Origin of the sequence: Alkalihalobacillus sp. NPDC127517 (assembly GCF_050276055.1) — a bacterium.
In the GTDB taxonomy this organism is placed as follows: domain Bacteria; phylum Bacillota; class Bacilli; order Bacillales; family Bacillaceae_D; genus Alkalicoccobacillus.
Genome location: NZ_JBNNQX010000027.1, coordinates 1 through 19,959, shown reverse-complemented (window position 1 = coordinate 19,959; position 19,959 = coordinate 1). Strand labels below are relative to the sequence as shown.

The window sequence follows — 19,959 nt, the reverse complement described above, 5'->3', positions numbered from 1 at the left end:
AAAAAAGCACCTGCCTTCCTTTAATAGAAGCAGGTGCTTTTTCCTATGTTGCTTTTGAAAACTTGTTTGCGAGCAGCGTAAAGACAAACGCGCTTAATAACGAAGCAAGCATTGCTAAAATAAATCCTAATGCATTATCAGACAATCCAGGTGCAGCAAAGGATGGAACATAGGCTGTTCCTCTTAAGTTAAATAATCCAACCACTGCTCCTCCGATTCCTGCAGAAACCAGAGCACCAATGAATACAAGTCGATTCGCGAACATGAACGGGTACGCAGATTCTACGAAGGTACCAAAGAACATGTTTATTCCAAAAGACGGGGCTGCGGCTGTTGCTTCGACCTTTCTTCTCGGAAAAATAATATTGGCCAAGTTAATACCGGCAGCCACCATGACGAGTCCCACCATGTCAATGGCTCCAAGAAAGCTGTTTCCCGTGTTTTCCATTTCAAGCAAAACAATTGGCAGAATCGCCGCATGATAAATGCCTCCAAGAATGGCCGGCCAAATTAAAAGCCCTGCTACAATACCCGCTATAATTGGGTTAAAGGCAATGGTTGAGTCAATTGCGATTCGAATCCAATCACCAACTTGCAGGGCGATTGGGCTTAGTACAAAGAAAACAAGCAGACCTGGAATTAATCCTCCAAATCCTCCAGCCACAATGTTTACTGTTGTTGCAGGGAAATTTAGCTTTAAGCATCTTGTAAATAAAAATGGCACCAAGTACCCTGCTCCAATTCCAGCAAGTAACCCTCCAATAATTCCTCCATTTACTGACAGCAATCCTGCCACTATTCCGGCTACAATCGTCACCTCATCTAAATCAGCCATTTGTTTAGCAGCAATAACTGCTACAACCACTGGTAATGCTCCAATAAGCAGATCAAATACATCACCTAGAGGCTCCAGTCCGGGTATTTTACTGAATGCGAGCACAATGGCTAGTGCAATAAATGCGGGAAGCGATGACGTCATGATTCCACGGAGATTAACCATTTTTGTTTTCGTTTGTTCTTCACTCAATCCAGAATGAAGTTTCGGGCGGTAGCTTGTCCCCCAATGTTTGGACAATGCGGTCATAAACCCAATGGCACGTGTTTTATTCGATGTCCCGGTTGTGCCTGACTGAGCAATAATATTTGCTCCTACGCTGCCGATCTCAGCCATGGACGTCCCACCTGTTCCGACAACAGGAATGCCTGCTACTGCAACGGCTTCAACGACTTTTTGGTTCACTCCGCTCGGATCCGCACTCATAGCGATTAGGGCATCTACTTCTCCCTTTTCAACTAACTGAGCAAAATGTTCATCTATGCTAATTGCTTTTTGATTCACTTCCTCTAATGTTCCAGAATCAATTTCTTCGACTTCCTGGTTTTGATTGTTCCAGCCTAGTAGCTTTGCGCTTGATGTGCGCTTAATTGAATCCATTGATTGCTCAGTTGATATAAATTGAATACCCTTAATGTCTATATTGGCTGCTTGAGCTTGATTGGCTAATTCTTGCATCAAACGATCCGGCTGACTGCCACCAAGACTATACAGATTCCCTCCACTACTCGCGATGATAAGAACTCGTTTCATTGTGTTCGCTCCGTTCTTCCTAGGGTCAACTATTTCATTATTCTAACAGTTTAACAGAGTAAAGGATTAATTGAAAAGATAAATCTACTTCGTTCGACACGCTTTTTGTAGTGCCCAACTGTTTGCCTCATGCATAAGATAGGTAAAGAGTAAACATTTTGTAGGAGGGGTCAACGCGTGAGGGACTTTATTTTACTGCGTATTAGTGTATTTATATTCCTTGGCGTACTGGCGTTTGTCCAAGTCAAGCAATATTTATCGCCGGTGGCCATACTCATCGTTTTATTTTCAAGCTCTGCTGCATACTTTTTAATTTGTTACTACCTAGCTATGAAAAGAATTCCACCCTCGTAAAGACGGTTGGATTTTCTACATAGTCAAGAAGGGATTGATGTAAATGGGAATTAACGTACCAGTTGAATCAGGAGTAAGTCTGTTTGTTCATGACATTGGTCCAGAGGACGGGAAACCGATCTTGTTCATTCACGGTTGGCCCCTTAATCATGACTGTTTTGAGTATCAGTATAATCAGTTACCAAAAGCCGGTTATCGCTGCATAGGACTTGATTTGCGTGGGTTTGGTCAATCAGATAAACCTTGGTATGGCTACACATATAATCAGTTAGCCGATGATCTTCGTATCGTTATTGATACGCTAAATCTACATGACGTTACCCTACTTGGTCACTCGATGGGAGGCGCCATTGCCATCCGATATATGGCAAGACACCAAGGACATCGGATCAGTCAGCTAGCTTTAGTCGCAGCCGCTGCCCCAAGCTTTACTCAAGGACCTGACTATCCATTTGGCATGACAAAAGAGGAAGTGGATGGACTAATTTGGCAAACGTACAAGGATCGACCAGCCTTGTTAGATGAATTTGCTGGTCTATTTTTTGCGAAGCCTACCTCTCCTCCTTTTAAGCAATGGTTTATTGGCCTTGGTCTTGCAGCTACTGGCTACTCAACTGCCTACACTGCCGTATCATTACGGGATGAGGAACTTTGGGAAGACTTAGCAAGTATTCATGTTCCAACGGGAATCTTTCATGGTAAACAAGACAAGATCTGTCCTTTTAAATTTGGTGAGGTTCTTCATGCAATGATTTATGGATCAAGATTTTATCAATATGAGGACAGTGGTCATGGTTTATTTTATTGTGATCAGGATGCCTTTAATGCTGATTTGTCCATGTTTATTGAACAAAATCGCTAGCTTTTTTTCTTGACATTCATTCATTACGGCCTTAAAGTTTCCTTAGGTAAACTTTTTATGACTCGTACACATTTTTTAGTCTAAGCAAAAAGAGGAGGATTCTTTGATGAAAAGAAAAGCTTATGCTTTAGCTGGTAGTACGGTTTTTAGCTCGTTGATCATTCTTGGCGCATGTAATACCTCTGATGGAACAAATCCCCCAACTGATGATCCAGCTGCTGATGGACCCATTGAAATTGTGGCCACCATTGCCCAAATTGCCGAACCTCTAGAAGTGATTGGAGGAGAGCATGTGTCAGTGAAGGCTTTAATGGGACCGGGCGTTGACCCTCATATGTATGAAGCGACACAAAGTGATATCGCGACACTTCAGGATGCCGACATAATCTTTTATAGCGGTCTTCACCTTGAGGCAAACATGCTTGATGTCTTTTCAAACACCAATGTACCCACTCTCGCTATCTCTGAGGTGATTCCAGAATCAGACTTACTGGAGGATGAAGATGGCGGTGCTACAGATCCACACGTTTGGTTTGATCCTGCTTTGTGGACGGTTGCACTTGATGCAGCTGTTGAAGAATTAAAGGTCCATGCACCTGATCATGCTGATGAATTTGAAGAAAACAAACTAGCATACTTCGAGGAGATTACGTCGCTTCAGCAGCAATCAAAAGAAGCTCTGGCCGCCATTCCGAGTGAGCAACGTGTGCTTGTAACGGCCCATGATGCATTTCAGTATTTTGGTCGTGCGAATGACTTAGAGGTTGTTGCCTTACAAGGACTGAGTACAGAATCTGAAATCGGATTATCAGACGTCCAATCCACAATTGATACAATTATTGAAAAAGAAGTCCCGGCTGTATTCGTTGAATCAAGTATTAGCGACAGTTCCATTCGATCTGTTATTGATGGAGCAGCAAATGCAGGTGTAGATGTTGAGCTTGGTGGAGAGCTTTACTCCGATGCGATGGGTGAGGCAGGCTCAGAGACTGGAACCTACATTGGAATGTATCAGCACAATGTGTCAACGATTGTTGCGGCGTTGTCTGGTGAATAAAGATTTCTTGTAAATAAAAAAGTGGGCCTCCTCAGTAAATGGATGCCCGCTTTCTTATTCATCTTATTAAATCGTAAAGACACTAATAACACCAGTGGCAACAAATAAAATGCTAAGAGCCTGCAGAACAATGGAGATCCACGCGATCACTTTCGTCGCTGTTTTTAACCCGCTGTGCTCTGGTGCCGTTACCTTTCCAATCATCACTAACCCAATAATGGCTGTAACGATCCCTATTACTGGAAGAAAAAGACCTAAGATGGCTAAAACCAATGCTCCTGTTGCGTTACCCTGTTGATTTGTTGTTGTTTGTGTTGTCATTCAGAACGCCTCCTTCATTTATTCCAAACGATGTAGATGTACATCGGTTGTATCGGATATGATTCGGTATTCTGAACGCCCCATATAGGTAGGAAGCTGTAATTTCGTAAGGTCAGGTAATCCATTTTGAAGAAACAACGAATCATCTTTGTATGTAAGAAGGACTTCTCCTACAATCCACTCGTGATCTCCATATGTTGTGATATCAACAACCTTACACTCGTATGCGAAGTATGCATCTAATAGAATGGGTACGTTCACTTTCTCTCCTGGTTCATAAGGGATGTGAAGTGTTTTAAACTTATCCATTGTCGTTCCAGACATCGTTCCTGCTGCTTGAATCCATTCAGAACGCTTTGCTGGCAGAAAGTTCACTCCGAACCCTCCACTCTCCTTCACTAGGTTAAATGAATGAGTTTCTTTTCTAAGGGAAATTCCATAAAATCCCGGATCTTGACCAATATACGTATGCCACCCTGCTGCCATGATATTGCTTTGATCTTTATGAGTTGATGTGACCATGGCGACCATACTAGGGTACGTGTGCCAGCCAGGACTACTTGTAGGTTTTCTCAAGATACTCTCTCCCTCACCTAATTGAATAGGTTAGTAATATTTACCCTAAACAAATCATTTTCAACCAGACATTTACAAATTAATTTTATTTTTCAAAGGTTACGTCAATCTGTAAGACTTCAGAGCGACTTCCAATTCGAATGGGTGGGCCCCAGGACCCAAAGCCTGATGAGACAAGAGCATGCATTTTACCTTTTTGCTTGTAACCGTAGTCGAGCTCGAATAGACGAGATGTAATAAGATGATTTGGAGCCATTTGTCCTCGGTGTGTGTGTCCAGATAACATCATGTCAGCCCCAGCTTTCTCTGCTATACCAAGTTCATACGGTTGGTGATCTAACAACAGAATAGGCTTCGCAGGGTCAAGTGGTACAAGCAACTCTTCCACACTTTTACGTCCGCCATATCGATTACCCTCTGCAGTCTTATCTTTACGACCCACCACATAAAAGGAATCATTTATTTCAACTGCTTCATCCTGTAAAAGGTGAATTCCTGCGTCTTTTACCAGTTGAACAAATTCGTCAACCGCTCCACCATAATACTCATGATTGCCAAGAACAGCGTAGACTCCAAGTGGCGCTTTTAATGAACGTAACGTCTCATTCATCTGATTTCGTTTAAACGGTTCAATCTCTCCATCTAATAGATCACCGGGTATAAAGATGATATCTGGTTTGACATCACTTGAGATCTTTATTAATTTTTTGAGAAACCGATTCCCCTTTATATGACCTAAGTGTACATCAGAGGCAACGAGAATTCGTAGCTTCGATTGGGTACCAGAATGTTTTCCGATATTCAATGAATAAGGTCGAATAACCGTGCTCCAATTATTTCTGGATCCCCAAAGTAGAAGCAGCAACAATGCTGATGCGACAACGGTCCCGATTAACGGAATATGTAATGAAGGTGCCCACCCTAGTAAGCTTGCTAGCCAAAGTGCTAGGTCTAGGATAGGAAAGAGCAAAATGGTGTATTGCAGAATCGCAAAGTAAAAGGATCCAATTACTTTTAAAAATCGGCCAATGGGGCCTTTAATGACGAGTGATAAGATATAGGATAGTGCAACGATAAAAAAGAGAACCCAATAGCCTACCTGACCTAATTGGTTTTCAAGTCCTAACGATTGGAACCAGGTGATCCCATGCCATCCAATATACGTGTTAATTCCAACATACATGAGTGCGAGTATGATATAGCGTCCGATTTGCATCAATGCTTAACCTCTCTTCTGATCATTCTTATCTTCTTTTATAGTACATGATTATAAGAAAAAACAACTAATGAGAAAGATAGTAAAAAAACGCTTCTGAGAGTTGTATTCTCAGAAGCGTTTTTCATGCATCGGGCACTGCTACTTTTTATAGAATAGATGGTAACCATAATGAGATTGCCGGAATATAAGCGATTAAAAGAATAGCGACGATAAGGGCAAGCCAGAATGGCCATACTTCCTTGATAAATGCTTCAATCTTTACTTTAGTAATGGCTGCTGTAGTGAACATAATTGTACCCACAGGTGGTGTAATGGTTCCAACACTTAAACATAGGATAAAGAACAATCCAAAATGAACAGGATCAATTCCAAATGAATGAACCATTGGTAACAGGATTGGCGTTAGAATAATAAGTAAGACGTTTCCTTCAATTAACGTACCAACCGCTATAAGAAAAATCATGACTATAAACAAGAACATCGCAGGGCTACTAATATAACCCGTTACATACTCTGTTAAAAATTGCGGAACTTGTTCTAGTGTTAAAACCCAACCAAATGCTGTCCCCGCAGCAATGATGATCATGATCGTTGCCGTTAAATTCACTGATTCCTTTAAGGCAGCAAATAAGTCTCTGCCCGTCATTTGGCGGTAAATTAAAAATCCTAATAATAACGCATATAATACGGCGATGGCTCCTGCTTCTGTTGGACTAAAGATACCAAACCTGATTCCACCGATAATAATAATGGGTAAAAGAATAGCAAGAATCGCATCTTTTGACGCAAATAGAATTTCCTTTGGTTTAGCTGCAGGCTTCTTCTCGACCTCAAACCCACGTTTTTTTGCGAGAAAATGAACAAGGACTAGAAAGATTACACTCAGCATTAACCCCGGAACAATCCCGGCCATAAACAATTTCCCTATTGAAACGTTTCCAATATATCCGTACATAATTAAAGCAATACCCGGTGGGATAATTGGAGTAATCAGAGATGTGGCCGCCGTAAGCGCCGTAGAAAAAGCAGGCGGATAGTTGCGCTTTGTCATTTCTGGCACAAGGACCTTTGATTGCATCGCCGCGTCAGCAATGTTCGATCCAGAAAGTCCACCCATCAATACACTTAACAAAACGTTTACTTTAGCTAATCCGCCGGTCATATGACCAGTCAGGACCTGAGCAAAACGCAGCATCCGTTCTGTGATTCCTGTATAGTTCATCAAGATTCCTGCTGTTACAAAAAACACGATCGCGAGCAGAGGAAAGGATTCAACGCCACTCATCATTCGTTGAATTAAAATCTCATTGGCGAAGCTATCGTTAAAGATAAAGTAAAACGCACAGGCTGCAATCATTGAATAGGCAACCGGTATGTTCATAATCATTAAAGCAAGCATTAATAAGAGTGTAATCGTTAGGATCATAGCTACTCAATTCCTCTCTCTTGATTCACATAGTCTCTATCTTTTCGTATAAAGACGCGAATAAGATGATATAAGACAAGAACAGAACCAACAGGAACTGCAAGTGTGATAAATGTATAGCTGACACCAAGCACAGGAGTAACCTTCGCTACACCGTGAATGGCAAAGGCTGCTCCCCAATAAACAAACACAACCATTGTTATGACAAAGATAAACAGTAAACGGAACACCTGAAGTCGAAATCTCCATACTTCAGGGAGCTTTCGAACAAAGTAATCAATTCCAACATGTGAGTTTGTTTTCGTAACTGAGCTGAGTCCGACAAAAACAAGCCAGATAAATAAAGCGAGACTGATTTCTTCTGTCCACGTGATCGGATTATTTAGTACGAAGCGAAAAAATACATTGGTGCTGATTAAACCTATGATCCCCGCTAATGCTGCTGCCGATATAAAATCATCCAAGTTGTTTATCAGCTGTTTCATGCTGTACCCTCCTTTAATTTGTAGTTGGTGGTTAGAGCTTGGTGTAAGGTACTTTCTTCTTGGTATCCCGCTTTTCTTGCTCGATAGTGCGGGAGTTCTTGCTTAAGCTCCGGTTCTTCTTACTATCTCGTCTGGACTTCTTGGTCCGCGTACTTTCCTTCTTACTAAACGGGTGTGCTTCTTGCTGCGCCTAGCTTCCTTCTTGCTATGGGCACTTGTTTCTTGGTCGACCCCCGCTCCCCGCTTGGTAAATCTTCCATTCTTCTTGCTAACGCCTCGGGTTTCTTGCTTAAAACGACGTGTAGCTTGGTGCGTGGTGTTTACTTCTTGGTATTCAGCAGCGACCTCTTGATGACCCTGAAGTTCTTGCTTAATCTCCTATTTCTCTTACTATCTCGCATATTTTTCTTGGTCCGCTTGTCGTCTCTCGCCCCATCTGCTTGTTAACGCAAATGGGCTGGCTTTTTTCCCTTAACCACGATCCTCCAGCAACCTATTAATCGTCTCTTTTAAGTCCGGACTCCACTCAGGTGTAACCTCAAAGATTCGTTCTGCTTTTTCTTTAAATGCTTCCTGGTCTACTTCGTTTATAATGATGCCTTGTTCCTCAAATAGCTCCAGAACTTCTTCCTCTTGCTCATAGACAATGGCTTTACCGTACTCTCCTGCTTCATCTCCTGTTGTACGCAGAATTTCTAATAAATCATCTGGTAACTCATCTAAGAATTCTGTTCCACTTACCCACGGACTCATGATTTTTGTGTGACCGGTTAGGGCTAGATAGTTTGCGACCTCATTCGTTTTTGATGCTTCTAGAACAGGGATCGGGTTCTCTGCTCCGTCAATCACACCCTGCTGCAGGGAGGCGTACATGTCTCCAAGTGGAAGAGGTGTTGGGGAGGCTCCCAGAACACTAAATGTATTAATGTACATCTGATTGTTTGGTACGCGTATTTTCATTCCTCTTAAGTCGTCTGGTGTTAACACTTCACGTGTTGTCATCAGATGTCTTTCACCATAGAGTGTGTTCGTCGTCACAACATCAAAGCCAATTTCCTTTAGCTCTTGCCTTTGCTCGTTAAACCAGTCTGTTTCAGCTAAATAAAACAAATCGTCTACATCATCTACAATGTAAGGAGCTGTTAACACACCTAAATCAGGGACAAAGTTCATCAGAAAATCATATCCCGTAAAAATGATGACATTACTCCCGAACAGCGCTTGTTCGACTACGTCAGCTTCCGAGCCAAGCTGGGAGCTTGGATAGAGGTGAAAATCGAAGCGGCCACCACTTTGTTCTTCCGCAAGCTCCTTCCATTTATGAGCAACCTGATCAACCGGCTCTCCAGGCTGGTTCCCATATGCTAGATTGACGGTGTATACTTTTTCCTCATCCGTAGAGGTAGGTGTTGAACATGCGCCAACAACCGTAAGAAGTAGAATAAAAGAAATAGAATATAGTGCTTTGTACATTGAGGTAGCCTCCTATTCTTAGGTAACGCTTTCAAATGTATGTGAAGGTGAATCAAATGTGTATGTTCATTTGATTCATCTCACTTTATGATAGTGCGACCATGGCTTTAATCACTTTTGTTTCTGGTTTTAACCACTCTTCAAATGTATCGATTAATTCATCAAATTCGCAGCGATGCGTGATGTAAGCATCCATGTCATATTGTTTTGATTCTAAAAGTTGAGCGACGTCTTCAAAATCTTTTTTTGCTGCATTTCGACTACCAAGCAGCGTCAGTTCTTTTTTATGAAAATCTGGATCGTGGAATGTTAGGTCTTGTTTGACTAAGCCAACATAAACAAGCTTTCCACCAAACCCTACGTAGTTAAAGGCTTGTGTCATTGAATGAACGTTACCTGTTGCATCAAAGACAACGGTAGGAAGCGCCCCCATTGCCTCGCGGAGTTCTGCCTCAGTTGGTTTGCTTGAACAGATGGTATGATTAACTTGACCCCATTCCCTACAGAAAGTCAGCCTCTCTTCATTAATATCGAGCGCGGTTACAATTGCCCCTTTTCGTTTAGCAAAGGCCATCACTCCAAGACCTATTGGGCCTGCACCAATAACAAGAACATTTTCTCCTGCTTGAAGCTCGGCTCGATTAACGGCGTGTGCCCCAATGGCAAGCGGCTCAATTAATGCGGCATGGTCTAAGGATAAATGATTCGTTTTGATGACATGTGTTTCCGGTACAGCTATCTTCTCCCGCATGCCACCATCTGTGTGTACACCAAGTACCTTCAATGATTCACAACAATTCGTTTTCCCAGCAAGGCAGGCTGAACATGTTCCGCAGTGCATGTACGGTATCACTGCTACCTGATCCCCGACATTAAACTCTTTAACCTCTTCACCTACACTCTCAATTACACCTGAAAGCTCATGTCCTAGAACACGCGGGTATTCAAAAAAGGGTTGATTACCCATGTAGGCATGTAGGTCTGTTCCACAGATCCCTACTCGTTTTATTTGAATGAGAACTTCGCCTTGTTTAATTGTAGGCGCTTTCATATCTTTTATGAATGTAAATTCCTTTGGTTGATTACAGACAATTCCCTTCATACGTTCCCTCCTGCTCTTCTACTTACTGCGATTCTACCAAGTTCGACAAGTTATAGATAGTGCGTAATTTGACCACTTTATACCTTTTATTGATATAATCAAAGAGAGGTGATCCTATGAAGCTTGTTCGCAAGTCCATTGATCCAGGTCAACACTTGCCTGTTTCAATGACCTATAAGGATACAAAAACGCAACGTAATGAACTTCCGCATCACATCCATGATTGGAATGAACTGATCTACGTGTACAATGGCAAAGGTACATTGTTAATTGATCAGACATTATACGAAGTAAACGCAGGCGACCTCTTTGTCATTCCTGCGAATATTATTCACCGGGCTCTGCCTTCATCAGAACATTTGATTACCTCTACGGCTATCTTTTTTAGTCCAGCCCTTATTCAACAGGCTGTATTTTTGTATGCGCATACAAAACAAACGATCTTCCATGTGGCTAGATCCGAACAAAATTATCGTTTCCATATGAAACAGGAGACCATAACTGAGTTGGAAAACTATTTGTCTCAATTACATAAAGAAATGAATCAAACGGTTGTCGACTCTGAGAAAGCTATTTTTCTATGGTTACAGCTTATCCTGGTACATTTGAATCGTCATTGTGTGCGAAACACAACAACTCATAAATCAACAAACGAACCGGAATGGATTCGAGACATTCTCTTTTATATCGAGAATCACCTTGAGCAAAAGCTGGAATTAGAGGATTTAGCACGGATTGCATCGATATCAACCGCACACTTGAGCCGGGTATTTAAAAAATATCTGGGGATTGGTCTATCAGACTATATCACATCTAAACGATTGGCTAAGGCTAAGCACCAGCTTCTTTATACTGATATGAAGATCGAGAATGTGGCTGATTCATGTGGGTTCGCAAGTATGCCTCATTTTTATCGGACCTTTAAAAGACATACGGATTTAACTCCTGCAGCCTACAGAAAAGCAGAAGCCTTGGATACATAGGCTTCTGCTTCGTCGTACTCATGACATTTTTGCGATAAGCTCTTCCTTCATTTGTTTCTTTACAATTTTGGCTGCTGCAATTTTCGTATTTAGTACTGGGGAAATGACTCGTGTGTATGCCCCAGCTTGAATTTCTTTCTTTAGTTCAGCAGCCGTTTCGCAATGGCGTGTAAACTGATTGTGAACAGCACCTAGGTGAATGGGATGATGGGAGTCACTTCCACACACAACCGGTCTGCTGATGTTTTCTGCAAATGCTAATACGTTGCGTTCCATTGTCTCTACCCCATGCTCGAATAGGTCCTTCCCGTTTAAATCAAAGGCGTCTAACCTTTGTAACTGACCTGCCGCGTGCTGTGTTAGCGGCGTTGTTGAACGCAATGGGTGCGCTCCAATTTTTAAGAAGTCAAAGGACTCACCTATTTGCAGGAGCTCATCAAACGGAATAAATGTTTCTTTGGTCGTATGATTCTCCAGTTGATTTCTTGTGTAGAGCAAGTCATCCCTATGTCCGGTGAACAAAATATGCCCTACTTCTACTACATCTATCTCCATACCGGTAAATACTTTAAACCCGTATACATCATAATAGTTCCCTTTGTATTCATAGCGCTGATCTAACTGTTCATAAATATCATAAAAACGACTCGTATTAAAATGCTCTGTCATCGCCAACGCATCTAACCCTACTTCTTTTGCATTTAAAACCATTTCCTCAAAAAATGTAATATCAAAATCAACTCGTTTTGCAAGCTTTACGTGTGTATGAAAATCGATCTTCATGAATGTCCAATCCTCTCAGCTTAAAGTGGTAGTACGTATCCTACTGTATAGATAAGCCCAGTCGCTACAACGGTCCAAATAATAAAATACGTATCTGATTTAGTATAGGTTAAGTGGGCTAGTTTCAATTTCTTTGAAGCGGAACTCTCAAGTGTATAGCTGAATCCGCGTACTTCAAGCGCTTCAACGGTTGTGCGCGTTCGCTTGGCGGTATTAAGCATCATAGGGTAGAAGGCAACCACCGCCATCTTTGCGTAGTAAACAAGATAATAAAAGTAGAACCATCCCTTCTTATCCGGCTTTTTCCCCCGTAAGCGAAAGGAATGGATTAAGTTCTCGTATTCTTCAAGTAAAATTGGTAGCATTCGGTATCCATATGAGACACCAAATCCAAACTTAGCTGGAACACCAAAGCTAAGAAGTGAATCACTAAATTTCTCAGGATCTATACTTGTAAACACAGCCATTGTTGCGAGTGAAATGACAAGAAGCTTTAATGTTAAGGGAATAATAGAGACAGCAGCACTAAAGCTTCCACCAAGAAAAATGGCGAGTGTCACAATGTAAAAAAACTGCGAAAAGATTCCGATAGCAAGCAAAATGATTAACAATGGACTAACCTTTGCCTGGTACGCAAGTACGCCCATAAACATTGATAGTCCAAGGAGAATGGTCAAGTTATGTGTGAACCAAGGTAAGATGGTAAAAATCGTACACCAGACGATCAGCATCCGTGGATCGAGTTTCGAAAAATAGGTTTCCCCATGACCAAATGCTGTCCTCATTAACTCAATCTTTACGTTCTCAATTGTCAGTTTCTCTAGAATATTATGAGATCCATTCATTCTTCTCGCCTCTTTCCATACAAGGAAAAACCTTCTCTACAAAATCTTGAATGCTCAAACTAACTGGTGACACTCCTAATTCATGGCACAACGTAACGATTTGAGGCTCCACGAGCGAAGCTTTTTGAAGAAGTGCCTGGTCCTCAAATAATAGATGTGGCGGCAGATCAGCTAGTACGTTTCCTTCGTGCATGACAATGACTCTAGTGGCCCATTCGGCAACTAGCTGCATATCGTGAGTAGCAACCACAGCTGTTTTAATTCCTTCATCAAGATTACCAAGGAGCTTCATCATTTCTTTCCTTGTTGCCATGTCTAAGCTTGAAGTTGGTTCATCCATAAGCATAATCAGAGGAGTCATTGCCATACCAATGGCAAGCGACGTTCGCCGCTGTTGTCCTCCACTTAATAGTCTGCCATCACGCTCTGCAAGCTCTGTTAAGTTAAAGGTTTCCATCACATCATTTATAAAATCGTCTCGTCCTTCTACTTTCCTCGTATCTAAGAAATGAGAGACATCTTTTTGAATGGAGTCTTGAATAAACATCTCCTCAGGCTTTTGATAAATAAGCGCTACACGCTCTGCAATTTTTTCAGGGGATGTCTTTTTTGTCAGCATCCCGTCCGTAATGACGTGACCACGGTAAGGCTTAATAATTCCTGAGATTAGTTTGAGTAATGTCGATTTGCCGGCCCCGTTACTTCCAACAAGAGCGATTCGTTCGTTCTCATAGAGTTTAAGAGATACCCCATCAAGCACTTCTTTTCGTTTTCTTGTGAGAGATTTGTATCCATATTTCACGTCTTTCATTTCTACTAATGTCTCACCACGTTTAACTTTTGGCTGCATCTTTATTGTTGTGAAGTCGGGTCTTGTAATAATTGGTTGAAGAAGCTCCCTAGCTTGCTTGACTGTAACTGGCAGTGTTCCGGTCGGTCCTAAAAGAGAATGCGCCGCCACTGTGACTTGAGGCGGGAAGATATCTCTCTCTGAAAGCTCTTCGACCCGGTTGAGTGCCTCTTGAACCGGCTTTTTCCACTTAATTGATCCATCCTCTAAAAGAATGACCTGTTTACAGTAGCTTGCAACAAACTCTGTATGGTGTTCAATCACAATAATGGTTTTATTGTATTGTTCATTTAACATTTTTAACTTTTCATATAATGAAATCGCATGAGCTGGATCTAGCTGTGCGACAGGCTCATCGATAATCATAATGTCTGGATTAAGGGACAAGGCTCCCGCCAATGCCACCAAATGCTTTTGGCCACCACTTAACTGCCAAATATACTCATTTGCAATATCCGTTAAACCGAGGATCTCAAGAGCTTCCATTCCTCGCTCCTTGTAATCGGGGTAACCATAATTCAATGGAGAGAAAATCACTTCATCATAGACAGTCGGTCGAACAAGCTGATTCTCAAAGTCTTGGTACACATACGCCACATGCTTTGATAATTGACCTACATTTGATTTGATCGTGTTGATCCCGTTAATAGTGATTTCCCCTTCCAAATCACCTACATAATAGAAGGGAATAAGACCATTCATCGCTTTACAAAAAGTAGACTTCCCTGCACCATTCCCACCAATAATACCAACAAATTCTCCAGGTTCAATGTCAACTGAGATATCCTTTAAGACCCAGTTTTCTGCGCCTGGATATTTAAACGAGACATCTTTAAAAGAAATCATTTAAAAACTCCTTCGCTCAAATTATGCAGCCTGATCATCTGATTTTTTTGCTGTTCTCTTTTTTCTTTTTACTAAAGCAAAAAGGGTATAGCCAACAAGTACAATCACGATGCCAATTGCTGAATAGCCAATCCATTCGTACCCATCTTCAAATTGACTAATGAAATCCGTTGACCAGAATGCGAGACTGATCTCAAGCTCTGCAATAAATTCGCCAATCATCGCGATGAATAATAGAAAGATCGATAGAATCATCAGACCAGGTGTGACAAATTGACTCATTTTTGCCTCAACCCGCTTCTCTCTCGGCTTCATACCAAGCAATGGCTCAATTTTCCCATATAATTTAGGAACTAAGTAAAGTGTAGGAATAAGGCCAAATAATACACCCGTAATGACCATTTCATTAATAAAGCTAATTCCTTCAAGCATGATAATACTTTCTGGAAGACCTGGAACAGCTTCAAGTTCTTCTACTCCAAACCATACTTTTCCGATATCAACCAGTGAGCTTAGTAGTTGATCAATTGCAACCCCAACGATAGCGGCAATTCCTAGCTGCCATTTATTTAGTGGATTTCGAATGAGAAGACCCGCTATGTACATGGCAAGGGATAACTGTATAAATGATTCCAGAGCTCCTATTCCATCAAACTTTCCTAGCAGCAAGTCGGCAAAGACAATTTTTCCAACGGCTGCACCGATTGCAACTTGTAACGGATGAAATAAGGCGACGAGAACGAGCGGAATAAATGCAAAGTAAGAAACAGATAAATCAATTGGACCAAATTCTATAGACGGAATGATATTAGCAATCAGTTTTGAGACCCCAAACAACGACATGGAAAGGACAAACACCATCATTTTCTGTGACTGAGTTAATTTTCTTTCCTGATTTAAATCTTGTAACGTACTCACGCTTACCCGCCTCCTCATATAGTCTTACAAGGCTAGTATAAGCATGAGATATGAAGTACATATTAACCGTTTGTAAATTTATTTCTTTTTTGAAAAAATGATAATTAACTTTCAAAAATGAAGTACAATAGCGAGAAAGGAGGCGTTTATGGTTCATTTTGATGCATACACACTTACAAAAAGCCAACAATCGATTGCTGACTATCTTAGTAAAAACAATCATTTAATTCCGTATCTAACTGAACATGAAATTGCACACGCCTGTTCAGTCAGTGTGGCAACTGTTTCAAGATTTTGGGAAGCTGTTGGCTACGATAACTTAAAAGCATTTAAACGTTCTTATAAGGATTACGAAGCAACCATCACTCCGGCTAAAAAGATGGAGAAGGCTGTGGCAAAACACGAGGATACGTATTTAAGTGGGATGTTTCAAGCATCCATTGGTTTTTTAGAGGAAACATTAAAACATATTTCATTAGAAGATTTTAAGAATAGTGTCTTAGCCATAAGTCAATCATCTACTGTACATATCTATAGTAGTGGCCCAGCTGACGGTCTCGCTACATTTCTAAAGTTCCGCCTGCGTCGGTTTAATGTAGACGTCACAAAGCTCGCTCAAAGTGGCCATGAAATCTATGAGGATATGATTCATATTGAACCTGGCGACACCATTGTACTGTTTGGCTTTGTGCATTTCTCTCCAGAAATTCAAGTCTTACTTGATTACGCAGCCACACAATCGATCACAACCATTCTATTAACAGATTTATTGGTCTCACCTATGATTAATCAAGCCACCTACGTGCTATACACAGAACGAGGCGAAATCGGAGAATTTCATTCGATGGTTGCTCCAACAGCACTTGTTGAAAGCCTTGTGGTCGCTGCAGGGAAAGAGATCGGACCAAACGCACTGGAAAAGTTACATGAGCTTCATACGTTAAGGAAAACGTACGCTGCAAAACTGCCGAAGAAATAACCTAAGAAAAAGAGCCTCAACTTGAAAGCGAGGCTCTTAATTCTTAGATTGATAACTCTCAACGGCTTTCTGTAATCTTCTAACTCCTTCATTTATTTCTTCCTCAGTTAAGCTTCCATAGCCTAATACCATTTGCTTTTTGTGATGTCCTTTTTTAAGTGCATAATACTCGACTGGATAGACAATGACGCCATTCTGTTTACAATGGTTCACGAAAGATTCATCTACAACTAGGTCTTCCCACTCAACAACCGCATGCATTCCTGCTGCTTGTCCAATTATTTCAAGTGACTGAAAGGTCCGACCCAAAGCAGTGACCAGTGCTCTTCGACGCTTTTCATATATTCGTTTCATACGTCTGACATGTTGATCGAGATGCCCCTCTTCAATAAACCTCGCCATCACCTGCTGCTCGAGTGTAGCTGTATGGCGGTCAGAGAACCACTTTAGCTCCTTAAAGCGGTCAATGAGATGCTTTGGTAAAATGACATAGCCAATGCGCAAGGCCGGAGATAGAATTTTGCTAAATGTTCCTACATAAATGACGCGCTCTGGGTCAAGTCCCTGCATTGAATAAACCGCTGTTCCCTCATATGTAAATTCACTATCGTAATCATCTTCTACAATATAAGAATCCATCTTACGCACGTACTCCACTAATTGAATTCTACGCTGGATTGGCAAAATCGCTCCAAGCGGAAATTGATGTGAGGGAATGACAAAAACAAAACTTGGCTTACGCTCGGTCGATAATTCAGTTGGTTGGATCCCATTTCGATCAGCTTTTATCGGCTCAACTTCTGCTCCCGCTTTCACAAAGATGGTACGCATTTCATCTGTCACAGGGTCCTCTACTGCTACGTAATCTCCTTCTTCCATTAATAGCTGAGTAATGAGCGACAATCCTTGAGTCGCACCTGCAGTAATAACAATTTGCTCCGGATGACACGACACGCCTCTTGTTCGTGTTAAATAGGTGGTAAGAACTCTACGTAGCGTTTCATCTCCAAGTGGCGAGCGATAGCCAAACAGATCATCGTGAGAATCATAACAAACCTCCTTTGCCAGCCTTCCCCACACCTTCCTCGGAAAATGGTCCATGGCGGGATGACTCGCTCGAAAGTCAATCACGTCGTCATCTTGTTGCTCTATTTCAAGCCATTTCGTCAGGTCCTTTTCTCGTCTCGCTTTTTCGGATGCTTTGAGTACAACACCTTTTGCTACATACGTGCCGGAACGAGGTTTGACAAAAACATACCCTTCTAAAATCAGCTGATCATATGCCTCTGTTACGGTGTTTCTAGAAACCCCGATTGAATCAGCTAGCTCTCGTGTGGATGGAAGCCTTACACCTTCACCCAATTGCTCAGTTAAAATGAGGTTTCGAATTTGTTTATATACTTGCTGCACAAGCAACACATCTGAATCTCGATCAATTGAAAACCAAAGCACGCTTATTCTCCTTTCAAACTGGCACCTTCAAATTCATCTAAACCTGGATCTTAATCAGTCCAGTATAACATGCTACGATATCCTTAGAGAGAAATTGGAGGGTGTCACATATGAAAACGATTGGATTGATTGGCGGTCTTAGCTGGGAATCTACGGCCATTTATTATAAATACATCAATGAATACGTAAAAGAAGAGTTAGGTGGACTCCATTCCGCAAAGATTGTTTTACACTCATTTGATTTTCAAGAAATCGTCAATTTACAGAAGCTTGGACACTGGGACACAGCTACTGAAAAAATGATCGAAGCAGCACAAGCATTAGAACGAGCCGGAGCTGATTCAATTGTTATTTGTACAAATACCATGCATTTGATGGCAGATGCAGTTCAAGAAGCGGTATCCATCCCTCTTATCCACATTGTAGATGCCGTAGCTGCTTCAATAAAAAAAGCAAATATCCAAAAGATCGGCTTACTGGGCACAGCATTCACGATGGAGAAGTCGTTTTATAAGGATCGCCTTGCTATGCATGGTATTGAATGCATTGTGCCATGTGAAGTTGGGCGTGAGACAGCTCATACGATTATTTTCAGTGAGCTATGTCGTGGAGAGATTAGAGAAGATTCCAAAACAAGATATCAACAGCTTATTAACGAGTTAGCCTCAAACGGTGCCGAAGGAGTCATCTTAGGATGTACTGAAATTCCTCTGCTAATTAAACAAGAAGACTCTATACTCCCTGTTTTTGATTCAACAACATTACACGCAGAAGCAGCAATCAAAGCCGCGCTAGAAGAACTCCCTGTGTAATCGCTTTACTAAACGACCTGAATAAGGTCGTTTTTTTGTGGATAAAACGGAGTTATCCTCACCTTTATCCACATATCCACGACTATTCAAGCTCTTTTTATCAAAGTTTTTTAAAAGTTGTTCACAGAATTAAGATTGTATCAAGAGAGATATCCACAACCTATTCAGAGATGATTATTTTATCCTTGAGTGGTAAAACCTATTACGTACAGAGGTTTTACATCTGGCCCTTACTGGGTACGGAAGGGGTACAAAATCACATCGATCGAGGTGACATCTTTGAGGAAACAACTGAGCATGATTGCGATTTTAGGCATGTTTCTTTTAACAGCCTGTAACGAGGATGGAACCATAGCTGATCCTCATGCAAATTCAAACAACTCTACTGCACATGAAGAGATGAATCATTCAAGCTCCACACGTGTTGTACCTGATAACTTGAAAACGGCAGACAACCCTACCTTCCCAACTGGAAGCGAGGCGATTATTCAAACAAATCACATGGAATCAATGGATCAAGCAGAAGCTGTGATTTCAGGAGCGTATCAAACCACAGCTTACTCAGTCTCTTATAAACCGACTACCGAAAGTGAAACGGTCTGGAACCATAAATGGGTTGTCCATGAAGAATTAGAGGATGCAGGGGAATCCCCACTTGAGCCTGGTTCAAAGGTAATCTTAAATGCTGATCATATGAAGGGTATGAAAGGTGCTGAAGCAACGATCGAAATAGCGAAGGATACAACCGTTTATATGGTGGACTTCATTCCTACAAATGGTGATGATGAAGTGATGAATCATAAATGGGTTATTGAAGATGAACTGACGGCTCGATAAAAAACGCGAGCTTAGAGAAACCCACGTTAGTCTGATAAAACTCATGTTTAGAACGTAACTAAAAATTAATATACAAAAGGCGAATGATTCAATTGGAGAATCATTCGCCTTTCGTGATTTTATTTGAACAAGCGGAGGGAGAACCCGAGACTCCCTCCGAAAAAGTTAATGTATCAATGGTTTTAAGGTTT

Annotated in this window: 19 protein-coding genes; 6 read left to right on the top strand and 13 right to left on the bottom strand. The window is 41.4% G+C overall.

The window, feature by feature from the left end:
- Window positions 1-43: 43 nt before the first annotated feature.
- Window positions 44-1,588, bottom strand: coding sequence for a PTS sugar transporter (locus ACQKKO_RS20890; protein ID WP_498650578.1), 1,545 nt, complete (start codon window positions 1,586-1,588; stop codon window positions 44-46).
- A gap of 397 nt (window positions 1,589-1,985) precedes the next feature.
- Between ACQKKO_RS20890 and ACQKKO_RS20885 the strand changes: the two genes are divergently transcribed.
- Both ACQKKO_RS20885 and ACQKKO_RS20880 read left to right on the top strand, forming a co-directional pair.
- Window positions 1,986-2,804, top strand: a complete 819-nt coding sequence (locus ACQKKO_RS20885; protein ID WP_498650577.1) for an alpha/beta fold hydrolase — start codon at window positions 1,986-1,988, stop codon at window positions 2,802-2,804.
- Window positions 2,805-2,910: 106 nt separating this feature from the next.
- On the top strand, window positions 2,911-3,861 hold the full coding sequence (locus ACQKKO_RS20880) for a metal ABC transporter solute-binding protein, Zn/Mn family (protein ID WP_498650575.1): 951 nt from the start codon (window positions 2,911-2,913) through the stop codon (window positions 3,859-3,861).
- A 66-nt stretch (window positions 3,862-3,927) separates the two neighbouring features.
- On the opposite strand, the gene ACQKKO_RS20875 is transcribed toward ACQKKO_RS20880, so the two are convergent.
- The 7 genes from ACQKKO_RS20875 to ACQKKO_RS20845 all read right to left on the bottom strand — a co-directional run bounded on the left by ACQKKO_RS20875 (window position 3,928) and on the right by ACQKKO_RS20845 (window position 10,463).
- The gene (locus ACQKKO_RS20875; protein ID WP_498650573.1) at window positions 3,928-4,182 is read right to left on the bottom strand and encodes a hypothetical protein; all 255 of its coding nucleotides are present in this window, start codon (window positions 4,180-4,182) and stop codon (window positions 3,928-3,930) included.
- A gap of 18 nt (window positions 4,183-4,200) precedes the next feature.
- The gene (locus ACQKKO_RS20870; RefSeq protein WP_498650571.1) at window positions 4,201-4,758 is read right to left on the bottom strand and encodes a flavin reductase family protein; all 558 of its coding nucleotides are present in this window, start codon (window positions 4,756-4,758) and stop codon (window positions 4,201-4,203) included.
- A gap of 85 nt (window positions 4,759-4,843) precedes the next feature.
- The gene (locus ACQKKO_RS20865; protein WP_498650595.1) at window positions 4,844-5,974 is read right to left on the bottom strand and encodes a metallophosphoesterase; all 1,131 of its coding nucleotides are present in this window, start codon (window positions 5,972-5,974) and stop codon (window positions 4,844-4,846) included.
- 148 nt (window positions 5,975-6,122) lie between these two features.
- On the bottom strand, window positions 6,123-7,403 hold the full coding sequence (locus tag ACQKKO_RS20860; protein WP_498650569.1) for a TRAP transporter large permease: 1,281 nt from the start codon (window positions 7,401-7,403) through the stop codon (window positions 6,123-6,125).
- 2 nt (window positions 7,404-7,405) lie between these two features.
- On the bottom strand, window positions 7,406-7,888 hold the full coding sequence (locus ACQKKO_RS20855; RefSeq protein ID WP_498650567.1) for a TRAP transporter small permease: 483 nt from the start codon (window positions 7,886-7,888) through the stop codon (window positions 7,406-7,408).
- A gap of 471 nt (window positions 7,889-8,359) precedes the next feature.
- Entirely contained in the window at window positions 8,360-9,361 is a 1,002-nt protein-coding gene (locus tag ACQKKO_RS20850; RefSeq protein WP_498650565.1) for a C4-dicarboxylate TRAP transporter substrate-binding protein, read from the bottom strand.
- Between the two features lie 85 nt (window positions 9,362-9,446).
- Window positions 9,447-10,463: a zinc-binding alcohol dehydrogenase family protein gene (locus ACQKKO_RS20845; protein ID WP_498650563.1), complete on the bottom strand. Its 1,017-nt coding sequence runs from the start codon at window positions 10,461-10,463 to the stop codon at window positions 9,447-9,449.
- Window positions 10,464-10,579: 116 nt separating this feature from the next.
- Between ACQKKO_RS20845 and ACQKKO_RS20840 the strand changes: the two genes are divergently transcribed.
- The gene (locus ACQKKO_RS20840) at window positions 10,580-11,446 is read left to right on the top strand and encodes a helix-turn-helix domain-containing protein (RefSeq protein WP_498650561.1); all 867 of its coding nucleotides are present in this window, start codon (window positions 10,580-10,582) and stop codon (window positions 11,444-11,446) included.
- An 18-nt stretch (window positions 11,447-11,464) separates the two neighbouring features.
- On the opposite strand, the gene ACQKKO_RS20835 is transcribed toward ACQKKO_RS20840, so the two are convergent.
- The 4 genes from ACQKKO_RS20835 to ACQKKO_RS20820 are packed head-to-tail and all read right to left on the bottom strand — an operon-like array spanning window position 11,465 to window position 15,688.
- Window positions 11,465-12,229 (bottom strand): PHP domain-containing protein, encoded by a 765-nt coding sequence (locus tag ACQKKO_RS20835; protein WP_498650559.1) that lies wholly within the window; start codon window positions 12,227-12,229, stop codon window positions 11,465-11,467.
- A 20-nt stretch (window positions 12,230-12,249) separates the two neighbouring features.
- Entirely contained in the window at window positions 12,250-13,074 is an 825-nt protein-coding gene (locus ACQKKO_RS20830; protein WP_498650557.1) for an energy-coupling factor transporter transmembrane component T family protein, read from the bottom strand.
- Window positions 13,058-14,770, bottom strand: coding sequence for an ABC transporter ATP-binding protein (locus ACQKKO_RS20825; RefSeq protein ID WP_498650555.1), 1,713 nt, complete (start codon window positions 14,768-14,770; stop codon window positions 13,058-13,060). Before ACQKKO_RS20825 ends, ACQKKO_RS20830 begins: the two co-directional genes overlap by 17 nt.
- Before the next feature lie 21 nt (window positions 14,771-14,791).
- Window positions 14,792-15,688 carry a DUF8171 family membrane protein gene (locus ACQKKO_RS20820; protein WP_498650553.1) on the bottom strand — a complete coding sequence of 299 codons (897 nt, stop codon included), beginning with the start codon at window positions 15,686-15,688 and terminating at the stop codon, window positions 14,792-14,794.
- A 148-nt stretch (window positions 15,689-15,836) separates the two neighbouring features.
- Here ACQKKO_RS20820 and ACQKKO_RS20815 point away from each other — a divergent pair, with 148 nt between their 5' ends.
- Complete coding sequence (locus ACQKKO_RS20815) at window positions 15,837-16,667, top strand: MurR/RpiR family transcriptional regulator (RefSeq protein ID WP_498650551.1); 831 nt, start codon at window positions 15,837-15,839, stop codon at window positions 16,665-16,667.
- A 36-nt stretch (window positions 16,668-16,703) separates the two neighbouring features.
- Here ACQKKO_RS20815 and pdxR read toward each other — a convergent pair whose 3' ends face one another.
- Window positions 16,704-18,119 carry a MocR-like pyridoxine biosynthesis transcription factor PdxR gene (gene pdxR, locus ACQKKO_RS20810; RefSeq protein ID WP_498650549.1) on the bottom strand — a complete coding sequence of 472 codons (1,416 nt, stop codon included), beginning with the start codon at window positions 18,117-18,119 and terminating at the stop codon, window positions 16,704-16,706.
- Between the two features lie 110 nt (window positions 18,120-18,229).
- Between pdxR and ACQKKO_RS20805 the strand changes: the two genes are divergently transcribed.
- Both ACQKKO_RS20805 and ACQKKO_RS20800 read left to right on the top strand, forming a co-directional pair.
- Window positions 18,230-18,931 carry an aspartate/glutamate racemase family protein gene (locus ACQKKO_RS20805; protein ID WP_498650547.1) on the top strand — a complete coding sequence of 234 codons (702 nt, stop codon included), beginning with the start codon at window positions 18,230-18,232 and terminating at the stop codon, window positions 18,929-18,931.
- Window positions 18,932-19,201: 270 nt separating this feature from the next.
- The gene (locus ACQKKO_RS20800) at window positions 19,202-19,768 is read left to right on the top strand and encodes a YdhK family protein (protein ID WP_498650593.1); all 567 of its coding nucleotides are present in this window, start codon (window positions 19,202-19,204) and stop codon (window positions 19,766-19,768) included.
- The last annotated feature ends 191 nt before the right edge of the window (window positions 19,769-19,959 follow it).

Excerpts from the sequence above, each read along its gene's own strand:
- ACQKKO_RS20875 (WP_498650573.1), bottom strand. The coding sequence starts at position 4,182 with ATGACAACACAAACAACAACAAATCAACAGGGTAACGCAACAGGAGCA.
- ACQKKO_RS20825 (WP_498650555.1), bottom strand. The coding sequence starts at position 14,770 with ATGATTTCTTTTAAAGATGTCTCGTTTAAATATCCAGGCGCAGAAAAC.
- ACQKKO_RS20860 (WP_498650569.1), bottom strand. The coding sequence starts at position 7,403 with ATGATCCTAACGATTACACTCTTATTAATGCTTGCTTTAATGATTATG.
- ACQKKO_RS20850 (WP_498650565.1), bottom strand. The coding sequence starts at position 9,361 with ATGTACAAAGCACTATATTCTATTTCTTTTATTCTACTTCTTACGGTT.
- ACQKKO_RS20835 (WP_498650559.1), bottom strand. The coding sequence starts at position 12,229 with ATGAAGATCGATTTTCATACACACGTAAAGCTTGCAAAACGAGTTGAT.
- ACQKKO_RS20855 (WP_498650567.1), bottom strand. The coding sequence starts at position 7,888 with ATGAAACAGCTGATAAACAACTTGGATGATTTTATATCGGCAGCAGCA.
- ACQKKO_RS20830 (WP_498650557.1), bottom strand. The coding sequence starts at position 13,074 with ATGAATGGATCTCATAATATTCTAGAGAAACTGACAATTGAGAACGTA.
- ACQKKO_RS20815 (WP_498650551.1), top strand. The coding sequence starts at position 15,837 with ATGGTTCATTTTGATGCATACACACTTACAAAAAGCCAACAATCGATT.
- ACQKKO_RS20805 (WP_498650547.1), top strand. The coding sequence starts at position 18,230 with ATGAAAACGATTGGATTGATTGGCGGTCTTAGCTGGGAATCTACGGCC.
- ACQKKO_RS20840 (WP_498650561.1), top strand. The coding sequence starts at position 10,580 with ATGAAGCTTGTTCGCAAGTCCATTGATCCAGGTCAACACTTGCCTGTT.
- ACQKKO_RS20845 (WP_498650563.1), bottom strand. The coding sequence starts at position 10,463 with ATGAAGGGAATTGTCTGTAATCAACCAAAGGAATTTACATTCATAAAA.
- ACQKKO_RS20880 (WP_498650575.1), top strand. The coding sequence starts at position 2,911 with ATGAAAAGAAAAGCTTATGCTTTAGCTGGTAGTACGGTTTTTAGCTCG.
- ACQKKO_RS20865 (WP_498650595.1), bottom strand. The coding sequence starts at position 5,974 with ATGCAAATCGGACGCTATATCATACTCGCACTCATGTATGTTGGAATT.
- ACQKKO_RS20885 (WP_498650577.1), top strand. The coding sequence starts at position 1,986 with ATGGGAATTAACGTACCAGTTGAATCAGGAGTAAGTCTGTTTGTTCAT.
- ACQKKO_RS20890 (WP_498650578.1), bottom strand. The coding sequence starts at position 1,588 with ATGAAACGAGTTCTTATCATCGCGAGTAGTGGAGGGAATCTGTATAGT.